This is a genomic window from Pedobacter polysacchareus, from assembly GCF_019802255.1.
Lineage (GTDB): Bacteria > Bacteroidota > Bacteroidia > Sphingobacteriales > Sphingobacteriaceae > Pedobacter > Pedobacter polysacchareus.
The window spans coordinates 44,280-66,990 of sequence record NZ_JAHYSS010000008.1 but is presented as its reverse complement, the minus strand read 5'-3'; the positions used below and the strand labels follow the sequence as shown (position 1 = coordinate 66,990).

At 40.6% G+C, this 22,711-nt stretch carries 24 protein-coding genes; 9 read left to right on the top strand and 15 right to left on the bottom strand.

The window, feature by feature from the left end; translation table 11 throughout:
• Positions 1–6 precede the first annotated feature (6 nt).
• Both K7X70_RS22360 and K7X70_RS22355 read right to left on the bottom strand, forming a co-directional pair.
• Positions 7–1,320, bottom strand: a complete 1,314-nt coding sequence (locus tag K7X70_RS22360) for a L,D-transpeptidase scaffold domain-containing protein (protein ID WP_222539132.1) — start codon at positions 1,318–1,320, stop codon at positions 7–9.
• Positions 1,321–1,386: 66 nt separating this feature from the next.
• The gene (locus K7X70_RS22355; protein WP_222539131.1) at positions 1,387–2,229 is read right to left on the bottom strand and encodes a universal stress protein; all 843 of its coding nucleotides are present in this window, start codon (positions 2,227–2,229) and stop codon (positions 1,387–1,389) included.
• A gap of 192 nt (positions 2,230–2,421) precedes the next feature.
• Between K7X70_RS22355 and K7X70_RS22350 the strand changes: the two genes are divergently transcribed.
• Positions 2,422–3,456 (top strand): lysylphosphatidylglycerol synthase transmembrane domain-containing protein, encoded by a 1,035-nt coding sequence (locus K7X70_RS22350; protein WP_222539130.1) that lies wholly within the window; start codon positions 2,422–2,424, stop codon positions 3,454–3,456.
• 205 nt (positions 3,457–3,661) lie between these two features.
• Positions 3,662–4,702 carry a response regulator gene (locus K7X70_RS22345; protein ID WP_222539129.1) on the top strand — a complete coding sequence of 347 codons (1,041 nt, stop codon included), beginning with the start codon at positions 3,662–3,664 and terminating at the stop codon, positions 4,700–4,702.
• 12 nt (positions 4,703–4,714) lie between these two features.
• Here K7X70_RS22345 and K7X70_RS22340 read toward each other — a convergent pair whose 3' ends face one another.
• Positions 4,715–5,236 carry a YciE/YciF ferroxidase family protein gene (locus K7X70_RS22340; protein ID WP_222539128.1) on the bottom strand — a complete coding sequence of 174 codons (522 nt, stop codon included), beginning with the start codon at positions 5,234–5,236 and terminating at the stop codon, positions 4,715–4,717.
• Positions 5,237–5,420: 184 nt separating this feature from the next.
• On the opposite strand from K7X70_RS22340, the gene K7X70_RS22335 reads away from it, so the two are divergent.
• Genes K7X70_RS22335 through K7X70_RS22325 form a run of 3 tightly spaced genes read left to right on the top strand, consistent with a single transcriptional unit; the run spans position 5,421 to position 7,365 of the window.
• On the top strand, positions 5,421–5,780 hold the full coding sequence (locus K7X70_RS22335; RefSeq protein WP_222539127.1) for a hypothetical protein: 360 nt from the start codon (positions 5,421–5,423) through the stop codon (positions 5,778–5,780).
• Between the two features lie 51 nt (positions 5,781–5,831).
• Entirely contained in the window at positions 5,832–6,692 is an 861-nt protein-coding gene (locus K7X70_RS22330) for a universal stress protein (protein WP_222539126.1), read from the top strand.
• Between the two features lie 37 nt (positions 6,693–6,729).
• On the top strand, positions 6,730–7,365 hold the full coding sequence (locus K7X70_RS22325) for a 2,3-bisphosphoglycerate-dependent phosphoglycerate mutase (protein ID WP_222539125.1): 636 nt from the start codon (positions 6,730–6,732) through the stop codon (positions 7,363–7,365).
• Positions 7,366–7,369: 4 nt separating this feature from the next.
• Here K7X70_RS22325 and K7X70_RS22320 read toward each other — a convergent pair whose 3' ends face one another.
• The 9 genes from K7X70_RS22320 to K7X70_RS22280 form a co-directional block, all read right to left on the bottom strand.
• Positions 7,370–8,089, bottom strand: coding sequence for an LOG family protein (locus K7X70_RS22320; protein ID WP_222539124.1), 720 nt, complete (start codon positions 8,087–8,089; stop codon positions 7,370–7,372).
• Between the two features lie 12 nt (positions 8,090–8,101).
• On the bottom strand, positions 8,102–10,630 hold the full coding sequence (gene mgtA, locus K7X70_RS22315; RefSeq protein ID WP_222539123.1) for a magnesium-translocating P-type ATPase: 2,529 nt from the start codon (positions 10,628–10,630) through the stop codon (positions 8,102–8,104).
• 103 nt (positions 10,631–10,733) lie between these two features.
• The gene (locus K7X70_RS22310; protein WP_222539122.1) at positions 10,734–11,855 is read right to left on the bottom strand and encodes an ABC transporter permease; all 1,122 of its coding nucleotides are present in this window, start codon (positions 11,853–11,855) and stop codon (positions 10,734–10,736) included.
• Positions 11,852–12,955, bottom strand: coding sequence for an ABC transporter permease (locus tag K7X70_RS22305; RefSeq protein ID WP_222539121.1), 1,104 nt, complete (start codon positions 12,953–12,955; stop codon positions 11,852–11,854). The genes K7X70_RS22310 and K7X70_RS22305 overlap by 4 nt, the downstream gene beginning before the upstream one ends.
• Positions 12,952–13,695, bottom strand: a complete 744-nt coding sequence (locus K7X70_RS22300) for an ABC transporter ATP-binding protein (RefSeq protein WP_222539120.1) — start codon at positions 13,693–13,695, stop codon at positions 12,952–12,954. Before K7X70_RS22300 ends, K7X70_RS22305 begins: the two co-directional genes overlap by 4 nt.
• Before the next feature lies 1 nt (position 13,696).
• Complete coding sequence (locus K7X70_RS22295) at positions 13,697–14,617, bottom strand: ABC transporter ATP-binding protein (RefSeq protein ID WP_222539119.1); 921 nt, start codon at positions 14,615–14,617, stop codon at positions 13,697–13,699.
• Positions 14,614–15,582: an HlyD family secretion protein gene (locus K7X70_RS22290; protein WP_222539118.1), complete on the bottom strand. Its 969-nt coding sequence runs from the start codon at positions 15,580–15,582 to the stop codon at positions 14,614–14,616. The genes K7X70_RS22295 and K7X70_RS22290 overlap by 4 nt, the downstream gene beginning before the upstream one ends.
• Before the next feature lie 13 nt (positions 15,583–15,595).
• A complete protein-coding gene (locus K7X70_RS22285) occupies positions 15,596–16,945 on the bottom strand; it encodes a TolC family protein (protein ID WP_222539117.1) in 1,350 nt (449 codons plus the stop codon).
• Between the two features lie 21 nt (positions 16,946–16,966).
• Entirely contained in the window at positions 16,967–17,167 is a 201-nt protein-coding gene (locus tag K7X70_RS22280; RefSeq protein WP_255607578.1) for an SHOCT domain-containing protein, read from the bottom strand.
• 246 nt (positions 17,168–17,413) lie between these two features.
• On the opposite strand from K7X70_RS22280, the gene K7X70_RS22275 reads away from it, so the two are divergent.
• From K7X70_RS22275 to K7X70_RS22260, 4 genes are read left to right on the top strand one after another with little or no spacing between them, the layout of a single operon-like run.
• Positions 17,414–18,049: a PIG-L deacetylase family protein gene (locus K7X70_RS22275; RefSeq protein WP_222539115.1), complete on the top strand. Its 636-nt coding sequence runs from the start codon at positions 17,414–17,416 to the stop codon at positions 18,047–18,049.
• Positions 18,046–19,188, top strand: a complete 1,143-nt coding sequence (locus tag K7X70_RS22270) for a glycosyltransferase family 4 protein (RefSeq protein WP_222539114.1) — start codon at positions 18,046–18,048, stop codon at positions 19,186–19,188. The genes K7X70_RS22275 and K7X70_RS22270 overlap by 4 nt, the downstream gene beginning before the upstream one ends.
• Positions 19,189–19,198: 10 nt before the next feature.
• A complete protein-coding gene (locus K7X70_RS22265) occupies positions 19,199–20,383 on the top strand; it encodes a glycoside hydrolase 100 family protein (RefSeq protein WP_222539113.1) in 1,185 nt (394 codons plus the stop codon).
• Between the two features lie 51 nt (positions 20,384–20,434).
• Positions 20,435–20,758, top strand: coding sequence for a DUF6799 domain-containing protein (locus tag K7X70_RS22260; RefSeq protein ID WP_222539112.1), 324 nt, complete (start codon positions 20,435–20,437; stop codon positions 20,756–20,758).
• A 63-nt stretch (positions 20,759–20,821) separates the two neighbouring features.
• On the opposite strand, the gene K7X70_RS22255 is transcribed toward K7X70_RS22260, so the two are convergent.
• The 3 genes from K7X70_RS22255 to K7X70_RS22245 form a co-directional block, all read right to left on the bottom strand.
• Complete coding sequence (locus tag K7X70_RS22255) at positions 20,822–21,241, bottom strand: hypothetical protein (RefSeq protein WP_222539111.1); 420 nt, start codon at positions 21,239–21,241, stop codon at positions 20,822–20,824.
• Between the two features lie 54 nt (positions 21,242–21,295).
• The gene (locus K7X70_RS22250; RefSeq protein ID WP_222539110.1) at positions 21,296–22,174 is read right to left on the bottom strand and encodes a universal stress protein; all 879 of its coding nucleotides are present in this window, start codon (positions 22,172–22,174) and stop codon (positions 21,296–21,298) included.
• A gap of 103 nt (positions 22,175–22,277) precedes the next feature.
• Positions 22,278–22,706, bottom strand: a complete 429-nt coding sequence (locus K7X70_RS22245; RefSeq protein WP_255607569.1) for an Hsp20/alpha crystallin family protein — start codon at positions 22,704–22,706, stop codon at positions 22,278–22,280.
• Positions 22,707–22,711 lie beyond the last annotated feature (5 nt).

The following is a 22,711-nucleotide window of genomic DNA, read 5'->3' as shown; positions in this document are numbered from 1 at the left end:
ATACCCCTATTTATATTTTTTTTGCTTTTGCATCGGAAGATTGCCCCAGCCGTAAAAAGCCAGTTCCAGCGCTTTGTCCATTTTATAGATGTCATCATACTCCACAATACCATTTTCATCAATTGCGCAGGTTAGGTAAGTGATTTTTAATGGAATCGGTCTTTTGAGGTTAAATGTCTTTTGCTGAGCATCAGCAATTGCCTGATGCAGTAAATCGTACTTTTGCATTTGTCCATCTACATTGAGCAGTATTTTAGCGAGCTTTTCGCCCTGCTGAACCTGTATATAGCCAGGGCTTAATGCCCGCATTTCAGTTTCAAAAAGCTGCTGTTCCAGAGCATCATTTATATAGATACCAAAGGTATTCTGAAATTTAAAAAACACGCCCCCATATACCTGATCAGCAACAGGCCGAACCACGGTTGAAAACCGGCTGACTGAGCGATGTAATACAGGAGTTGGGCTGCTAGGCCTGCCCAGTACGACCTTAAATAAATAGCTGGTATCCGGCAGCTGTAATTTCAACGTATAGGAGGGAATATTTACCTGAATAAAAGTAGCTTCCTGAATGGCCTCCCAACGAAGCCGTTCCATATTAATGGCCAGCTTTCTAACCAGACCTTCCGGGGTCTCATAACAATCATCTGCATACTGACATTTTATCAGTTTCATGTAGTCCTGCATCAATACATATTCTCTAAGTTTTGGCTGAACATTGAGCACGGCGGCCATAAAATCAGGCTGTCTCAACGCATCCAGTAAAATATCTTCCGCACAAAAGCCCTGCACCTCCCCCTGATCTAATTTGGCAGGCGTAAAAACCGGATTAAGTTTTCCAAAATGCAAATGGTTCATGATAGTAATCAATGCATCGCTTAGCAGCATATCAAACCATGCTTTCTGACCAGCGTTCACTTTCGATGGTTTCTCTAGAATATCATGCATAGTACTATACAAAAGGTCATTGGGATGGTAATCAGCGCGGTTCAGCCCAAATTGCAACACACAATCCAATATCAGTAAAGCCTCCCAGGTTTTGAGTATGTCCTTTTCAGGTGTGATCCATATCGGTTGAAATTCTGAGCGACTATAAAGCCGCAGTACGGATTTTGGAAAATGAAATTTCTTAGTCTCCAGACCTGACTGGAGCACTTTCCTGATGACCGATGCAACCGCTTTATCCTGACTGAGCTGAGACTTAAACGCTGATGCTGAATTCACCACAGAGGCCGCTGTTCGCGTGCACAGTGGCAGCAAGAACACCAATAGAAAATATAGCTTAATCTTGATGGCAAAACAGGTATTCCTCAACAGTGTCATAAGCGAATCTTTTAGTCACACAAACTAACTAACTTACAATCAATTAAATAATGACAATGATCATCCTTAGTCATGACTTTCAGCACGGTAGGAGATAAATGGAATACGACCATAAAAGCTATACTCAGCGGCATTGGAAGGGAGTAAAATTTTCTCTAAAAACGAGCGCGACTGGTGTGTGAAAAATGCAATGACTGAGGGATCCAAACGCTTGGCTTCCATGCAGATATCCTGAATCAGCGTATTCAGTGTATTTCTTTTACTGTTGATCACAGCGACTTCATAGTTCAATTGCTTCTCAATACTAGCCTCCATCAGGTCTTTGTCTAATGTAGCTTCGTTCTTATAATTCAGATGCAGCAGCATTAATTTTGCATGAAGTGGCTTAGCAAAATCAACCACTTTTAACAACTCGGCCTTATAATCAGTCATGTCTGAAGCATATAGCACCGAACTGCATTCCTTTTTCCGATGAGCAGATGGGATACAAATCACAGGAACCTTAGCATGCAAAATTAATTTAGAAGTATGCGTTCCAAATAGTTTAGCTACCTTTCCTGCCCCCCTGGTACTGATACAGAGATAATCACATGGAGAGTCCGCAGTGAATTGCAATATTCCTTCAGTCACATCTTTGTGCGCTGTTAAAACCAATTGAAAATCTACCTCAGTCAAATTCATCGATTTGATGATTTTTTTTATAAAAAGTGTAGTTTCATGCCTGATCTGTTGGAGTAAAGATAATTTATACACCTGATAAGCATTGTCAGACCATATCAATGGCTTCAATACATGATACACATGTAGGATAACTAAGGATGCTTTTCTTTCCTTCGCCAAATAAATTGCAAAGCGTATTGCAGCACTCGAATTTGCTGACTGATCAGTAGTGACCACTATGGTTCCCATATTTTTCTGTTTAAATTCCTAAATTTCAGGGTTATTATAAACATTACAAATGACCTGGCTCACGGATTCCAGTGATTAAGAAACAATTACCGTTCATGATGAAGATCACCTATAGTATTGAGCGCTGTCAACAGAAAAAAGATAGATTAACACCAAATTTATCTATTGATATCCAAACAATTACACATTGGAATGACAACGGACAAAAAATCCAGACTTTTCAGTTTCCCAAGAATAACATTCTATTTGATAGCCATTACGGCATTTTATTTTGGAATCCGTTATGTTGGAAAATTTCATGATGTTAGTGCGCTTATTGTTCAGATAAATCCTTTTTGGCTAGCCTTAGCCTTAGGCTTCCAAGTGCTTACTTATGCCGCTAATGCAATCATCCTATCTGTTCTACTGAATGGGGAAGGAAAGATCCTGCGCTCCACCCTGTTTGAAATTTCCTTGGTCACCCTATTCGTAAACCAAGCCTTGCCAACTGGAGGATTAAGTGGGAATGGATACCTATTTAATCAACTTGTTAAACGTAAAGTAGCCATATCGAAAGTCTATAACTTGCTCCTCACTCAAACCATCTGCTATTACCTGGCGGTTATTTTAATGCTGAGCATTTCTTACCTCTGGTATTTAAACTATGTTACCATTAATAATCACCTGATTAACTATACGGTGATCGTTGGTTACCTTTATTTTATAGGCCTTGGAGTATTCATCATATTACTAAGCACCAAAAGTTCAGTCCGTTTCCTGAAAAAGAAACTCATTAAATTTCCATTTTTCAGGAAATACTTAAAAAAGAATCAAATTCCGTACCTACCAGACGACCAGCCAGGGCTGTTCAGGAGTTTATTAAACCACAAAAGAACTTCGTTAATCGTCATGCTGATTCATGTTTTAATTATCCTACTGGATATCTGCACCGTATATTCCATTTTACATGGCTTTCATTTAGATCTCCCTATCTCTAAAATATCATTTGTAGTTATCTTGAGCCAGATTATAGCCGCACTCCCCATATCTCCAGGCGCATTAATCGCCTATGAAAGTGCGATGACCTATTTCCTCACGAAATTAGGGATTCCTATACACGCCGCTCTAATTGTTACTTTGTTATTCCGGTTTCTTACGTTCTGGCTCCCAATTCCAGTCGGAATGCTGCTCTATAGCAAACTCTCAAAAGCCAAACATGCTCCCAATTTAAACCATGACCAGGCTTAATTAACAGGGATAAACTTCACACTTAGTTTACATTGTTATACAGATGCTATACAATTGTTTTACGATTATTATACAATTTTCAAAATCCAACCAAAGCCTTTCAAACATAGAAATATTATAACTAGATTCGTTAAACAAACCAGCAAAACAATTTTTCAATGCCAGCAAAAAGTTAACAAAAAATTGTACACCTAATTGATCACTCATGAAAATGTATAGAATTCTCATAATTGAGAGTGAGAGCGCGTCAAGAGCCAGCATGGCAACACTGTTAAAAATGGCCAATTACGAAGTTAAAGAAGCTGCTAATGGAAAACAAGGCGTTGAACAAGTCTTAGCATTCCTTCCTGACCTCATTTTATGCAATACTACCCTATCGGATATTGATGGATATATGACATTCCTACTGATTAAACAACAGATCCAAATTCCTTTATTTATATTCCTAACCTCTAAAAATGACCCGAAGGAAATCAGGAAGGGCATGACCTTAGGAGCTGATGATTATTTAATACAACCCTTTGAGGATATCGATATACTGCAAACTATTGAAATGAGACTAAAAAAAGCTACGGAGCAGAAAAAACAGCAAGATCCAATCGTTCATTTGGAAAACACCCAAAATGGAATTGAAGCTTTTAATAAAATAGTCACTGAATCCAGACTTAGACGTTTTAAAAAAAGCCAGGTCCTTTATTATGAGGAGGACTTAGCAGATTCCCTATACCTCATCGCCGAAGGCGCTGTAAAAACTATAAAAACAACAGCAGACGGGCGTGAGCTGGTCACCGGAATTTATAGGGAAAATCAGTATTTTGGAATCAATTCCTACTTTTCAGCAGAAGCATATCATGAAACAGCTGAAACCATAGAGGAGACCCTGATCTATATATTTCCCCGAAAGATTCTGGATCCCTTGATCAATCGATTTTCTGATCTATCAAAAAAATTCATCGAAATCATCGCAATGAATAACCTTAGAAATGAAGATCAACTCATTGAATTTGCATATTTTTCAGTACGAAAACGGATGTCTCAATTGCTGCTCCGATTGTATCCTAAAAAAATCAACTGCCATAAGGAATGGATAGACATCTCCAGGGAAAACCTGGCTGCAATGTCTGGAATGGCTACAGAAACCGTTAGCCGGGTTTTAAGTGATTTCAAAAAAGACGGCTTAATCATGAGAGACTCCAATAAAATTATGATCATAGACCCCCTCCGATTGGCAGCACTAAAAAACTAATTGGAAACACCATTATCCTGGTAAGGAAATAGGTGATTTTGCCTTCATATTGATTTCATATTTTGCCAACTGAGAAAGCCGATCGTCAATGTGCTTTTCATTAATTTCCGCTTCATGAAATATCCCAGCATCTACCGCCAATTCCAATAATCCCGCATGAGCTGATGCGGTGCCATAAGTCGCTATTTTATAATGATTAATTACCTGCACACAGGCCAATAAACATGCATCTTTGGTCTCCGAATTGCTGCAAAAGGAAAGACATTCATCCGTATCATTTATCAAAGCGAGCATCACTGGATTACTGATAGCCATTATTCCGATTTGCTCTTTATCTATGAAATTTTCAATTCCCGTAATGTGCTGATCAATAAAATCATGGTATTTTAGTAATACCGATTTTAGCTGTAATGACTCCGCTTGGTTCGTCCATTTTCCCAAACTGCTTTTTAATTCAACTTCGGCACTGATGAATCTGCTAATTTCATAATCTAATAGATGATGAAGGGTAGTGATATTATTTTTTGCTTCCATGGTCTTTTCAATTTATGCTCAATAAAGATAATACCTATCTCCTATTGTACACTTGACACCGGTCAAGTGTACAAATGATATTCATCACCATAATCCAGCGCCAATAGTGTTTACTTTGCATATGGAAACCTCAAATCGCAAACTAAGAATTTTCTATCAGCAGCTTTCAAAACTGTTTTATGCAATGGCAGCGATAGACGGCACCATCAGAGAAGAAGAAGTAAATGAATTGAAAAATATAGTTAAAAAGGAATGGCATTCCGTTGAAGATAAACTCGACGAATATGGAACAGATTTTGTTTATTATATCTTAATCACATTTGACTGGCTTAGCGCAAACGACTGGAATATTAAAAAAGTAATCTCCGACTTTAAAATCTATAAAAGAAATCATCAACGGCTATTTACCCCGCCCATAAATAAACTCATTCTCAAAACCTGCTATGCCATAGCCTCAGCATTTGCATTGAGGAATAAATCAGAAATGGTGCTGTACAGCCAGATTGTAGCCGTCCTCAGCGACCAACCCTCAGAAATGAAATGAAACTTTTAAAATCTGCCCTATGCAGGGTATCAATTTGAAAAATCTCCTATCATGAAAACAATATTGTGTCTTACTGATCTTACAGCAAACTCGAATCATGCCGTTGACTACGGATATCAAATAGCAAAACGGCTAGAGGCCGAGCTGATCATTTGTAACATCATAAATATACCTGCTGAAATCACGCAGTACGAAGTTGTCATGTGGCCACTTAAAAATTTTGAAAATATTGAAGCAGAAAATAGGGCGGAATTAGAAGCGTTAACAAAAAGTGTTGAGCAGAATGACCTGAGTGCTGGATTTCATCCTCCAGTACATTACATTTGTGAAACTGGGACCGTAACGGATACTGTCAGGAAGATGCTGAGCGAGAAAAAAATAGACCTCATACTGACCGGCACACACACGCCTGGTATACTGAAGTATTTACTTTTTGGCAACCATGCCAGCAATCTGATAGACTCCTCCCCAGCACCATTGTTATTTATACCACCACAAGTAAAAAGCAGTCAAATCAATTGGATTGGCTTTGCCACAGACTTAGACCCTGAAGACTTTTCAACGGCCTGTCAGCTGATAGAATTTATCCGTTGTATTGATGCTGAAATTATCCTGATGCATATCAATCATCAAAAAAACAATGAGGAAAAGCTACAGCAACAGCTGCAAAATCTTGTACTGCAACTCAAAGCGCAATGTTCTTACCAAAAGGTTTCCTATCAATATAACAATGAAGGTTCAGTATTAACTGGTTTGGAAGAATTATGCACTAAAAACGGCGCACATGGTTTACTGACGGTTGTCCATAAACACCACAATTTTATAAACGAATTATTTACCGGCAGCTATGCAAAAAAAATAGCCAAACGGTTATTCCTGCCCTTGCTGGTGATCCGGGCAAACAACAAATGAGGTCAGTAGTAATTACATCCTTGCTATAGAAACGACGATGACAGCAGCTAAATCGAATGGAAATACTCCCATTCTGATCATTCTAAGACATGGACAATCCATATGGAACCAGGAAAACCGCTTTACTGGGTGGCAAGATGTTGAGCTCAGCGATAAAGGCATCCAGGAAGCCACATTAGCTGGCATCAGGCTGAAAAATGAACACATTGATATTGCATTTACATCCAACTTAAAACGGGCACAGCATACTTTAGATATTATCCTTAAGGAAATCGGACCAACAGCAATACCGGTACTGAAAGACAAAGCATTGAATGAAAGGTCTTACGGAAACCTGGAAGGTTTAAATAAAAGCGAAACTGCCTTGAAATATGGTGAAGCACAAGTCACCATTTGGCGTCGGTCGTTCAATACCGCAGCACCCGGCGCTGAAAGTCTTAAGGATACGTACAATAGAGTGGTCCCTTATTTCAAATCAACAATTGCAGCGCAATTAAACCTAGGTAAGACCGTACTGATTGTAGCCCATGGCAATAGCTTGAGGGCATTGGTGATGTATCTTGAAAACCTGAGTCCCGAAGAAATCATACAAACAGAGATCCCAACCGGTATTCCCATAAAATACAGCCTTAATACAGCATTGCAAATCGTTAAAAAAGAAGTCCTGGTTTGATGTGTTAGCGGCTTTCCAATAGCCACTTGAATGGTTTTGATTTTCTCTCCGGATGTAATCCATATTGTGCTATACTTCTTTTTTTGATAAAATCAACAGCCTGACCAATATCATCTGTCACCAGGAACAGCTCGGTATCCGCAAGGGACACCGTACCCTCTTTTTGCAAGCGTTCAATATGCTCCAGCAGTTGCTCATGGTAAACCTTACCAAAAATCACAATTGGGAAATTGTTAATCTTTTTAGTTTGTATTAGGGTCAGTGCCTCAAAGAATTCATCCAGTGTCCCATAACCGCCAGGCATCACCACGAATGCAAAAGAATACTTAACCAGCAATACTTTACGGATAAAAAAATGATGAATATAAACCCATTTGTCCAAATAAACATTTGGCTTTTGTTCGATAGGGAGCTGAATATTGCAGCCCACAGATCTGCCATTCACATCTTTAGCACCCCTGTTTGCCGCTTCCATCAAGCCTGGCCCTCCTCCTGTTAATATTGTAAAACCCAGTTTCGCCATCTCTCCCGCCGCTTTTCTGGTCAGCTCATAATAGGGATGTCCTTCTTTAAACCTCGCTGAGCCAAAGATCGTAATACAAGGCCCTATGAAATGTAGTTGTCTAAATCCACGGATAAATTCCCTCATGATCTTGAGGGTAAATAATAAATCCTTCCATCTCGACTGTGGACCTTCTAGAAAAATAATCTCCGATTTACTCATAATATATATACCTTAAGCCCTCATCATCTTTTTATAGAACCAGTGTTTCAATAGCTCAGCAGCAACGATATAAGCAGCAATTATAGCCAGGATGAAGGGATAAAAAGAAAGCGGTAAACGCACAAACCCAAACCAATATACGGCAGGTGTTAGCGGCAATAGCAGAACCACCAGCAAAATCCCAACCGTGGCTACTGTAAGTAGTTTACCTGGTAAACTCTTAAAAAAAGGAAGCCGGGTACGAACCACCAGTACAATCATGGTAGCAGAGATGACTGACTCTGTAAACCACCCTGTTTGAAAAACCTTTTCATCCGCTTGCAACACATGGAGCAATACATAAAATGTCAAAAAGTCAAATGCAGAACTCAACAATCCAAAGATAATCATGAAGCGTTTGATAAAGCTCAAATCCCAGCGCTGTACTTTCTGAATATTAACTTTATCTACCCTATCTGTGGCGATGGCCATCTCAGGGAAGTCGGTCAGCAGGTTCGTTAATAGAATTTGCTTGGGTAACAATGGCAAAAAAGGCAGGAACAAAGAAGCACCTGCCATGCTAAACATATTTCCAAAATTTGCACTGGTAGCCATAAATATATACTTCATCGTGTTTGTAAAAGTGATACGGCCCTCCAGCACTCCCTTGATCAGCACATCTAAGCCATGACTTAATAAAACAATATCAGCAGCTTGTTTTGCGACATCTACAGCCGTATCCACAGATATGCCTACATCAGCAATATGCAGCGCCGGAGCATCATTGATCCCATCACCTATAAAACCGACTACATTCCCTGCCTTTTTCAAGGCCATTATAATTCTTTCCTTCTGATTCGGTTCTACCTCAGCAAAAATATTGGTCAGCACCGCTTGATGTACTAAGGCTGCAGTGCTCATTTTATGAATTTCCGACCCCGTAAGCATCACAGGATCCTGAAGTCCAACCTCCAGCGCGAGACTCCTCGCCACCAGCAAGTTATCTCCAGTGATGATCTTCAGTGCTACGCCAAGCTGGTTAAGTTCAGTAATGATCGCCCCGACATTAGCCTTAGGAGGATCGAAGAGCGTGATGAATCCTAAAAATATCATCTCCTTTTCGTCCAGCCGACTGAAGTTAGGAGAATCCACTCCATCTTTATACGCAAGTCCAAGTGTACGAAAACCTGAATTACTGAATTTTTCATACAAATTCATCAGCGCTTTCTCCTGCCCCGCTATATCCGCCAGATCCCCATTCGGTAATTCCACACGGGAACAAACAGACAATATACTCTTGAATGCCCCCTTAGAGATGACAAGAAGTTCTGTAGTTGACCTCACCTGTATGGTTAATCTTTTACGAATAAAATCGTAGGGCACCTCAGATAGAACCTTAAAATTGCTGTTCTCAGCTTTGTAACTCCTACAAATGGCTTCATCTATCGGATTGTGAAAACCCTTTTGTAATGACGCATTCAGCCAGGCATAACGCATTACTTTTTCACTAGAATCACCATTCGCATTCAAAGCACCCTTCATGTTTACCTTTCCATCGGTTATCGTTCCTGTTTTATCTGAACATAAAATATTCATACTGCCCAGATTTTCAATGGATGACAATCGTTTTACGATGACTTGCTGCCCAGCCATTCTCTTCGCTCCGGCAGCCAGATTTACACTCACTATTGCCGGCAATAACTGTGGGGTCAGGCCAACAGCTAATGCCAGAGAAAACAGGAATGAATCCAAAACAGGCTTATGCAGTAAAACATTTGAAGCAAAAATAATGAATACCAGCAAAAGCGTAAGCTCCATCAGCAGGTAACCAAATCGGCGAATTCCCCTTTCAAAATCTGTTTCTGGGATTTTGGACTGCAGTTTTAAGGAAATCTTACCAAATTCTGTTTGTTCCCCAGTATGGATGATCAAGGCCCTTGCGGTACCGCTAATGACGTGTGAGCCCATAAAAACAGCATTACTCCTTTTTGCAAGCCCTGTAGTGGCCGGTAAAACGCCGCATTTTTTATCGACCGGATAAGTTTCACCAGTAAATGCAGCCTCATCTATAAACAACTCCTGAGATTCCAGTAATAAAGCATCTCCCGGCACAATATCTCCCGCAATTAAAACCACCACATCCCCGGGCACGATGGCCTCGACAGGCAATAGGACTTCCTTACCCGCCCTAATGACTTTAGTCTTCAGCTGAACCATTTTCAGCAACTCCCGAACAGCATTAGTCGCAGCCCTCTCCTGCCAAAAACCCAGGATACTACTGATCATCACAATGATTAAAATGATCAGGGTATCGGGTATATCCCCTAAAAATGCCGACAATAACGCCGCCCCAATCAGTAGTAAGGTGATCGGGCTTTTGAACTGGAGCAAAAACAATAAAATCCCAGCATTACTGCGATTGTCTTTCAACGTATTTGCCCCATACAATTTCAAACGAGAGGAGGCCTGTTTTGAATCCAATCCATTCAAATTTCCAGATACCTGAATCAAAGCCTCAGGCTGACTTAAACTCCAAAAACTTTGAATTGAGGGCTTTCTCATAATAAGTGTAATGACCGGTATTCCATATGCCATCCTAAAGTTTCAAATAAAAAGCTAAAAAAAAGGTGACTGCCATCACCCAAACCAATGACTAACAGCACTGTTATCCTGACCTTTTTCTATAGTTAAGAATAGCCCATCCATTAAAAAATAAAGCGAAGCCAAACATCGCTAAGATATGGTACCTGATGTCTACAAGCCCGCTGCCTTTTAACATAACCATACGCATCACCTCTATAAAGTAAGATACCGGATTAAACCGCGTAATCATTTGCGCCCATGCCGGCATACTTTCTATTGGCGTGTACAGTCCACTGAGGAGGTTAAAAATCATGGTGACAAAAAATGAAACCAGCATGGACTGCTGCTGCGTCTGGGCATAAGTAGAAAGCAGCAGCCCTAAACCCAAAATGGCAATCAGGTAAACGGTAGCAAAAACATAGATTGTCGCATAATGTCCAAGCGGAACGATCCCGTATACCAGTCTCGCCAATATCAGACCCAACGTCAATACCGTTATCGCCAGGATCCAGAAAGGAACCAACTTGCCAATAATAAACTGCGTTTTTTTGATAGGACTCACATTGATCTGCTCTATCGTACCCATCTCCTTTTCCCTCACAATATTGTTTGAAGCAAAGGAAGATCCTATCATTGTGACCAGCATCACCAAAATTCCCGGCACCATAAACATCCGGTAATTCATATTTGGGTTAAACCAGTTCGCAGAAACGACCTGTATAACAGGCAGCCTGTTGTACCTCAGCTCCTGTATCCATTGCATCCTCACTGACTGGTTATAATCCTGCAAGATCCCCTGCATATAAGCGGCTCCTAAACCTGCTTTAACACCATTAATTGCATTCACCGAAACCAGTAATTCCGCTTCATTTTCCTGTACCAGCCTGCGTTCAAATTGCGCAGGAATTTCCAGCAGCAAATCCGTTTTATCCTGCTCAATTGCCTTGATTCCCTGTGCATAGGTGGAACTGTAATCCCGAAGCCTGAAATAACCGGAGGAAATGATCTTATCTACCAACTTCCTGGAATAAGCCGAACGGTCATGATCTACTACCCCTAAGTTGATGTTTTTAACCTCATAATCTGCAGCAAGTGGAAGGATCAGCAGCTGCACCATAGGCATAATAAACAAAATCCTAAAGATTGCAGGGTCGCGGAATATCTGCAGCAATTCCTTTCTTAATAAAAACTTTAAGGTTCTCATAACCTGATTTTAAATTTATAAATACTGATGGTCAACAAGGTTACCGTCATTCCAATTAGGATGAGGGTTTCTTTCCAGATGGCAGCAAAGCCCAGCCCTTTTATCATCACGGCCTTGACAATAATAAAATACCATCTGGAAGGCACAACGTTAGAAATCAGCTGCAAAGGAAGGGGCATATTCTCAACAGGAAACAAAAAGCCACTAAACAAAAGTGTGGGAAGGAACAAACTCATCATTGCGGTAAACATCGCTGTCTGCTGAGTTTTTGCAGTATTTGAAATCAGAATCCCTACCGATAAGGAAGTGATGGTAAATAAGATACTCTCCGCCATCAGTAGCCATAAACTACCGGTTATTGGAACTTCCAGTGCATAAACACTTATCAGTAAAATACTAATGATATTAAGCATAGAAACCACCAGATAGGGAATGGTCTTTGCAATAACGATCCTAAAAGGTTTCAAAGGAGATACCAAAATCACTTCCATCGTGCCGATTTCCTTTTCTTTTACGATGGCTATAGCCGTCATCATCGTACAAACCAGCATCAGCACCAATGCCATCACGCCAGGTACAAAATTATAAGCTCCTTTTAACTCCGGATTATAGAGCATACGAACCTGGGTTTTTATGGTATATGGCAGCTGTTGATGATCATTCAAGCCCTGTTGATAGTCATTAATGATCGCTCCCGCATAATTAGTCAGCATATTCGCCGTATTCGGGTCTGAAGAATCAGCAATCAACTGTAGCTGAGCATGATTGGTATGCAATAGATCCGATCTGAAATTCCGGGGAAACACTACCGCCAGCCTAATCTTACCCTCGCGAAAAGTAGCCTCAATTTCTTTGTAGGAATGTACGTTTTTATACAGGCTGAAATAACGGCTGGAGGAAATTCTTTCGATAATGCTTTTGGAAGCTTCATCTTTGGCCTGGTCAAACACCGCAATATTTGAATTTTTAACCTCATTGGTCAATGCAAATCCATACAGGAGAATTTGAACAACAGGCATCCAGATCAGAATGAACAATGTTCTTTTGTCCCGCCAGATGTGCAGCCACTCCTTCTTCACAAAAATCCAGAATTGTTTCATAACGTCCTTTTTGCCTTCCTTGCCAGCCTTAGAAATACTTCGTCCATTGACCGGCCTTTAAAATCTCTCATCAAGTGCTGCGGCGAATCAAGGGCCTCTATCCTGCCGTCTACCATAATAGATACACGATTGCAATACTCCGCCTCATCCATATAATGTGTGGTCACAAAAACCGTAATTCCTCTGGCAGAAGCCGCATAAATCATACGCCAAAATTCCCTTCTCGTAATGGGATCAACACCACCAGTTGGCTCGTCCAGAAAAACTATTGCAGGGTCATGAACAATAGCGATAGAAAAAGCCAGTTTTTGCTTCCATCCAAGAGGTAGGGAACGAACTAGGCTTTTTCTTTCTCCTTCAAGCTGCAATTGTGAGAGCAATATGCCCGTTTTCTCCTTGATCTGCTGATCATTCAGACCGTAAATACCTGCATAAAAACTGATGTTTTCAATGACGGTAAGGTCTTCATATAAAGAAAATTTCTGGCTCATATAGCCAATATTCTTTTTGATATCCTCATTCTGCTGGTATACATCAAAGCCCGCAACGCTGGCGGTACCAGAACTGGGGAGCGATAGGCCGCACAACATCCGCATGGCCGTGGTTTTACCAGCACCATTTGCCCCCAGGAAGCCAAAAACCTCTCCCTTTGTGACCTCAAAACTAATTTTATCTACAGCCGTAAAATCACCAAAATTCTTGGTCAGCTCTTTTACAGAAATCACTTTTTCCCCTTCCATTTCAATTTTTCATAAGCGCCATAAAACAGTCTTCAATACTGGCCTGGATCCGAAACATCTCTACATCGGTAAAACCTCCTTTTTTTACGATCCTATTTAAATTCGCTTCAATCCCTTCCTCATTTTTAAAGGTTACATGGTGATATTGTCCAAAAGGATAACAGCTCTCCACAGCTGGATCCGCCAGGATAGCCTCCATTAAGGGATACATTTCTTTTGCCCGGATCGCCCACAGCGTATTTTTAAATTCTGAAATTATTCCATTTGGCGTATTCACAGACAAGAGTACCCCTTTCTGTATTAAACCTACCCGGTCGCAAAGTGTGGCTTCATCCATATAGGCTGTTGACACAAGTATGGTGATCCCCTGAACTTTTAGCCGATGCAGCATCTCCCAAAATTCCTTGCGGGATACCGCATCCACTCCTGTGGTGGGCTCGTCTAAAAATAAAACGGTGGGCTTATGAATTAATGCACAGCTGAGTGCCAGTTTCTGTTTCATCCCGCCGGATAACTGACCAGCCCTGCGATCTTTGAAAGGCTCAATCTGACTGTAAATTTCTTTTATTAACGCATAGTTCTCCTGAATGGTGGTATTGAAAATTGCGGCAAAAAACTCAAGGTTTTCCTGAACTGTTAAATCCGGATACAACGAAAACTTTCCGGGCATATAACCAACATTGCTACGGATTTTTTTGTAATCTTTAACCACATCAAAGCCATCCACCGTTGCGGAACCACTGTCTGCCAAAAGTAAAGTCGTCAAAATTCGAAACAAAGAGGTTTTCCCTGCACCATCGGGACCAATGATGCCAAAAATCTCCCCCTGCTCTACGGATAGCGATACGCCATCCAAAGCGGTGACTTCAACTTTCTGCGCTTGATATCGTTTAATGATCTCTTCGACTACAATTGCCTTCATGACCCTTTATTAAAACTCAATTCTCCATACATACCAATTTTCAGGAAGCCATCATTTTTGACCCTGACCTTAATGGCATACACCAAATTAGCACGCTCTTCTTTTGTCTGAATGGTTTTTGGAGTAAACTCCGCTTTATCTGAAATCATACTCACTACCCCCTTGTATTTTCTGTAGCGATCAGCGGTACTGTCTACCATAACAGTTACCTCCTGATTAATTTTCAACTGTGCCAACTGTGTTTCCGTAATGTAGGCCCTTAAAGTAATCCAGGAAAGATCTGCAATTCTATATAATGCCTTGCCCGCCGAAGTCACCTCGCCTGCCATCGCATATTTGGTCAGCACCGTACCTTGAACCGGATTTACAATAATGCTTCTTTTTAACTGATCATTTATCTGGGCAACAGATTGAGATAAAGGTCGGAATTCACTGAGAATAGCTCGGTTCTGTGTCCCTGTTACAGCTTCCTGCACTTTAATCTGCTGATGGTTTACTGCAATCTGTTGTTTTAACAGGTAAATCTGCATATTGAGATCATCCAACTGCTTAGTTGTCGCTGCATCTGCTTTAACGAGATTCTCCGTTCGTTTGAGTTCATAATAAGCATTGGCCAGCTGAATTTTAAGTACCTCCTCCTGGTCTTTTAACAGCTGAACCTGAGGGGCAACATTCATCGTCTTTTCCTGCAAGGCGCCTATAGAGGCCTCAACCTGTGCCTTTTGCAGCCTCAAAGGAACAGGATCAATCATCCCCACCATGCTGTCCTTTTTGAGGACATCCCCTTCCTGAATATGCAAGTCAATAATCTTTCCAGGAAGCTCTGCAGATACGATCACCTCATCAGCTTCAAATGTTCCGGATGCATCCGATATTTTTTCGTCAAAATTACAGCATGTAAATACAGTCAGGATGCTAAAGGCTAGGTATACATGAATTTTCAGTGGATGTATTTGATTTTTCATGGCACTTATTGAGTTAATTATTGCTTTTCTCATTCCCAGTGATGTTCTTGTAATTATATAAAGCCTGCAGCAGCAGGGTTTCATGTAAAATTCTATTTTGACGTGCCTCATTTTCAGCATTCATGACGGTGATATAGTCATGTGTACTAATTACGCCATTCTGGAGCTTCGCATTGGCCGCATTTTTTACCGATAATCGCAAGGCCACGATCTGATGGTCAGTGTCCAGTAATTCCTGATAGCGGGCAATTACGGTCTTCTGCTGTATTTGTGCGAGACTGGTATTGAACAAAAAGGTCTCCGTTTGAACATCAATCATTTCATTTCCAATCCGCAGCAAACCCAGCTGATTCTTGTGACTATAAAGACTTCCAAAATTCCAGGTTAGCTTTACACCTCCTAAATAATACCATGAAAACTGATTACTCAACATGTTTAATCCCGGCCGGCCATAACCTCCCTGAGCAAAAAGCCCCAGTTTTGGCAGCAATTGCAGATTTAGAAGCTTACGCTGATCTTCATATACCTTTCGCTGATAGCCGTATAAAGCTAACTCAGGACGTTTCAATACATCATCCAAGATGGGTACTGTTGGTTTTTCAAAAATCACATGCTCATCCAATGTCTGGTGAATGAATAGTGAAAGCATAGCGATATAAGCTTTCCTATTAGCCATCAGCGAAATGCGATCTTGCTGCGTCTGTAGGAATTGGGCCTCAAGTTCGTCAAGACTGCTTCTATATGCAGTTCCGTTCGCAATAAGGGCCTTTGTCTTCCCTATCGCATTTTGCACATCATTCAGTAAAAGGCCATTTTGTTTCAGCTGCTCATCTATGAGCAGCACACCAAAAAACAAATCGTTAATCCTGCTATATAACTGGTATAATTCAACCTCCAGGCTTTGCTGCTGAACAGCTGCCGTAGTTTTGGCGACCTGCTGTTGATTTTTTATCATTCCCGCGTCGTAAATGACCTGATCAGCTTCAAAATAAATCTTATATTGATCTTTACTGTACTTGGGAATGTTAAAACCAGGTAAAGGAAGTGTAAATGGGAAATTGGTTACGGTAGACTGATAGCTGGCTTGTCCGTTCATACTCAACATAGGCAAATAACCTTTTGATGCATTTGCGATATTTAACTGAGCAGTTTTAGCAATCAGGTCCCGCTGTTTGGATAAAGGATAGTTACTTCGCGCAAGTTGGTAGAGCTCCTCGATTTTTAAAGTCGGTTGCTCCTGCCCCCGAGAGGAAAATCCACTTGCCAATATCATCAGGATGGTAACGACCAATGCTTTTATATAGTTACATGGCGTCCTAAATGGGATTTCCAGGCTATCCCGAGGAATTGTGTGACTTTCCATTTGTGGCTAAAATTTTTCAGGTCAGGAAGATTTCAATATATCAGCTTCAAGGATCTTCTTTTTTTCCTCATATTCCTCCTTTGTAATCTCACCAGATGCAAAGCGCTTTTGTAAAATATGAAGGGGCGAATCCTTCCTTTTCCGTTGACCAGGGACATCATAAGGGGTGGCGAAAATCCAAAAAATCAGGATGAACCAAAAAAGCCACCATATAAAATTCATTCCCCAAAAACTATAAGTATAAAACATAGCGGTAAGTATTTCTGCTAAAATTCGGGGATTTTTTTAGGATAAAGCATGACCTCCAACACCTCAACTGATGACCTTCATCACTTCAGCAAAACGCGAAACAAAAAAACTTAACTCATTAAGCGTCATGACCATAATCACGCATCAGCATGACACCAATCATCCTCAGTTCTGAAAATTCTAAGAACTTTACGAAACGGTTAACTTGTTCATTCAGTTATGTGGTCTAGAAAAAAAGTTGTAGTAATTGTTGCGCATCCGGATGATGAAATCCTTTGGGCAGGAGGAACATTACTTGGACACCCGGAATGGGAACTATTGATCTTATGTTTGTGCAGAAAAAATGACCCTGACCGTGCGCCAAAATTTGAAAAAGCTGTCGCTGTTTTAAATGCTGAAGGGATCATGGAGGATCTCGATGATGGACCATTGCAAAGTCCACAGGACATCAATTACATCTCCGATCTAATCATGGGAATGCTCCCAACCAATACTTTTGATTTGATCATGACACATAACCCTCTGGGGGAATATACCCGGCACCTACGACATGAAGAAATAGGAAAAGCAGTACTAAACTTATGGTTGACCAACAGATTATCCTGCAATGAATTTTTATTTTTTGCTTACGAAGATGGAAACAGAATGTATTTTCCCAAGGCATCCAACCAGGCAAACCTCTATTATACCCTGCCGGCTAAACTCTGGCAGTTAAAATACAAGATCATGACAGGTATTTATGGCTTCAGGCGAAACAGCTGGGAAGCAAAAACGGTCCCAACCTCAGAAGCATTCTGGAGATTTACAAAAAAAAAAGAAGCCATTGCCTGGCTTAAAGAAAATTCCGTATTATGAAAGTACTTGTCCTATATGATTATCCGCCAACACCCGGAGGATTGGCCACACAAGGTGACCTGCTTTACAAAGGTTTACTTGCCAATGGCGTTGATGCGCATGCTGTACATCTGGAGTCAACATTGGAGAAAGAATGGTATTATAAATGGTTCAAACCTGATGTAGTTGTTGGAACAGGTTATTGGGGCCATACTCCGCAATTGGTCCTCCATCCCCAGAAATTCGGCATCAAAGCGGTACCATGGCTGGTGGCTGATGGGTATATAGGTAATTATCAGGAGGTCCTCAATAAGCTTCCCCTGATTCTGGTGACTTCAAACTGGGTAAAAGAAATGTATGTAAGAGATGGGATTAAAGGCGATAATATAGCAGTACTTCCTGTTGGTTGTGATACTGATACGTTTAAGCCATATGCAAAGAATGACCCCAAAATACTTGCAGTCAGGGCTGCCTTAGGTGTGAGCCCGGAACAGCAAATGATTCTGACGATTGGTGGAGATGCGGCCTCCAAAGGCGGAAGGGAAGTTATGAATGCCTTGGCCGCTGCCGGACAGCAATTGCCGGCTTGGAAGTATATCTGTAAGGTATGGCCCCAAACCCGAACAGCTCTGCAAACCAATTCCGACAAAGAACTGGCAGAACAATTAGGCATTGACCAAAATGTATCTTTTCATACCTGCATCATTTCCAGACAATTCATCCCCTATCTGATTGGCGCTTGTGATATTTATGCCGCACCATCACGTTTGGAGGGATTCGGCATGCCACAAGTGGAGGCTGGTGCCTGCGGCAAGCCAGTAATCGGCATCAATGCGATGGGTATGCTAGATACGCTGGTACATGGTCAAACTGCATTACTAGCCAATGTAAAAGAAAGAATTGTGGTCAATGAGGTTTATCTGGGACAGGAAGCAGGGTATGAAAACAACCACAGGATCGTTTTTGATGAACCGAGAACTGTAGATTACCGGGCCAATATTGAGGATATCAAAGACAGTCTGATTCAATTAATGAACAATCCAGACCTGCAAAAGCAGTTAGGAACAGCAGGACGGAATAGGGTCATCATAAATTTTGACTATCGCGCCGTTGCGGCTAAGTTTATACGCATCGTAAGAGAAAGGCTAAATATAAGTTAATAGCGCTGTGATGAAAATAAAAAACTGGCAAGTTATAGAAAATGCAAAACAAGGGGCAATAGAAGTGCTGCTCCATAATATTAAAGGCCCATTTCATGGACTTCCCCGAACTGCAGCCTGGGGATATCCAGAACCCTATACAAGAGATTTAATGTTATCGGTCCCAGGAATACTGGTTTCTGGGAATCAAGTACTCATTGCTTCAATTAAAAGAACGCTGGAAGTACTTTCAATGAATCAGTCTGATAAAGGACACATTCCTTCTATGGTGCACGATCCGAAGAATCGTGGCGCAAGTGACACCACACCCTTGTTTCTATTGGCAGTCGGCATGTTTAGAACATTTAGTGGAGACCATACCTTTCTCGAAGAGGCCGTACAAAAATCACTGACCTGGATGGAATACCAAAGCCCTTCAGATGAATACCTCGTCGCACAGCAACCCACCAGCGACTGGCGCGATGAGCAATGGGTATTGGGTTTTGGATTATATGTGAATACGATTGTATACAGCTATCTGCAGGTACTAAATCAGCAGGTACGGGCGGCCCAGCTGAAGAAAGCAATGCAGCATTTTACAATTACCTCAATGACCAATCCACATCATCTTCATGAAGGAATGGTTGTAAAAAAGAAACCCTACTACGCACTTTGGTCTTATAAAATTTATAGCAGTGAAAGATTTGACCTACTGGGAAACAGTATCGCTATTCTTTCTGGATTGGCTTCCGCTGCCAGGGCCAAAAAGATGATCTGCTGGATAGAAGAAGAATGCGAAGAATTGAAAATAAAAGGAGCATTAGCCGTTAATCTGGCACCCAATTTCTTTCCCTTTATACAGCCTGAGGATGCAGATTGGAAAACACGTTATGCCATTTTTAACCAGCCTGGAGATTATCATAACGGTGGCATCTGGCCATTTATTTCTGCCCTTCATATTGCAGCACTTGTGACCGCCGGAAAGTATAAATTGGCCAAAGAGAAATTATATGCGCTTACGGAGCTGATCAGCATTTCAAGGAATAAAGAGTTAAAATATGGATTCAATGAATGGTATAAGGCACAAACAGGCCAGCCAATGGGACAAGACTGGCAAACCTGGTCGGCGGCACTGTACCTCTACGCTGTCAGTTGTGTGGAGAAAAACTCAAGCCCATTTTTTTCAGCTCTTGATCACCATCACCCCGTCCAATGATGACTGTCATTGCATCCAAATCGGCTTTTAACGACCTTTAAATAAAAAGTTATGAAAAAGCTATTGATTCTACTTGTGGTGATATTCGCCATGACATCGGTAAATGCACAAGTCACTAAACCGATGCAAAAAAAAACAGTTCAAAATAAGAGCATGACCTGTTATGTGATGAAAGATGGAAAAATGTATCATTCCATGGCAAATAAAGAAATGCTGATGGAAAAAGAGGTTACCCTAAAAAATGGCGATAAAATTATGCCTGATGGAATGGTAAAGATGAAAGATGGTAAAGAAATGATGCTTAAAAATGACGAGTGTATAGATGCAAAAGGCAACTTCCATAAGTCACATATGGAACATCATAAAAAAGCATAACGAAAAATTGGAAGAAAATGTCGGAATGAATTTACCCGGCATTTTTTTCTTCAATTTCAAACTTTAGCACTGTAATAGCTTGCGTTCATCTAACAGGACTCCCACAATATGATATAAACCGCTTTTAATCAATCGGTATTCATGGATCAGATCAATCACATGATATTCTAAATAAGCCTGCTTTGTTGCCAAATCTTCTGGATTTTCCTTCAGCAGGTCTTCTGCCAATAGCTCCAGTTTGTTGAGCTGCTGGTCCAGCAACCCTTCTACCTGGTATTTTTCATTCATCAATACTGAGAGTTTACTCCCCAATGGAATTATTATTTTTTTATGCTCCTTAGCTGACAGTTGTAAAAAGTGTTCTTCCATTATTCTATTGAGAAAAACCACTTCCACATTAAAAAAATCCAGGTGAGCTTTCCATCGCCTGGCATTGATGTAATAGGCTAAAGCCTTTGGAGAAAGTTTAGTTAGTGTTTGCATTGGTTTAAGTTTAAAACTTTATCAAAGTGCTTTTATTATCATGATCAAAAGCGGCTAAAAAATTGGGTGTAAATTTTCCGGAATGACCAACAATGGGATCTTAATGTGTTTTGCCAAAGTCTGGGTGTGACTCCCTACCAAAAAACGATGGAGCATCCCAGCTTTTTTATGCACCATAACCACCATATTAATTTTAAATTCGGTACTCAAAAGCTGAAGTCCATCATCAATATCAATCTCTGTAATGTGCTTAATATAGATCTTTGAATAATTAATTTCCTTAATCAAATTATCCAGAAATAAATGCTCTTTTTGATGATGTTCCTTTTCGTCGACCCATTCATCCTTGACATTCGTAATCACTAAATCCGCATCGAACCTAGCCGCTAAACCTGTAAGAGATCGGATAACTTCTATGTCCTTATGACTAAAATCTGTAGCAAACGCAATTCTTTTTATAGGAGCGAATTTCAGTTCAGCAGGAATCAGCAGAATTGGCACTTGCGCATGATTAATTAAATGATGACTGATACTTCCAAGGAAAAACCTGGTCACCTCCCCCATTCCAGACATTCCCATCACCACCATGGTTTCACGAACTTCCTTAACCAATTTGTGTATCAAATCTGAAACGGTTCCCACCTCACTTTCACAAGATATTTCAGGCGGCAGGGAAGATTTAGTATCCGGGTCATTTTTAAAAAGGACTTTAAGCTGATCGGCAAACAAATCCAATTGCTTAATTGTCGACTCTTGCATCGCAGCATACTCGTACAAGGGCCAGGCAACCTGTGGAATTGCCAGAGCTGAAGGAATAATAAACGCATGACATAAAGTTAAATTACATGATAAAACCTTATTTAGCTGCAAAGCGTAATACGCTGCATTTTGTGCAGGTTCCGAGAAATCTGTAGGAATCAGAATAGTTTTCATTTCATTTAATTGATGTGCAACTTAATCCTTCCGATGTAGGATACATTCTTAAAATGAAAATGCAGGTTGGTTAGTCCAGCATTTTCATTTTTTACTAGATCATTTACTCGATACTGATCTGCTTTTTATTGTGTAGCGTTTTAAACGACTTTTTAAAACTGAGCTTCAACAATCCATCTTTATATTTTGCTTTCACATCTTCTTCTTCAATATTATCTGGAAGACTAAAACTCCTTGAAAAAGAAGAACTGGAGAACTCTTTTCTCGTATAGTTCTTTTTTTCCTCTTTGTGTTCAGTGCTGGTTTCCGCACTAATCGTCAGTAGCCCATCTTCTGAAGTAATTTTGAAATCTTCTTTTTTAAAGCCCGGAGCAGACATTTCGAGTTCATAACTATCCTCTTCATCGCGAATATTTACTGCTGGAAGAAATTCAGTAGACATAAACGGTTTGTTAAAAAAATCCGTGTTGAAAAAATCTTCCATCGCTGAACGTAAGGATGGAAAATTAGTTGATTTTACTAGAGTTGTCATAATTG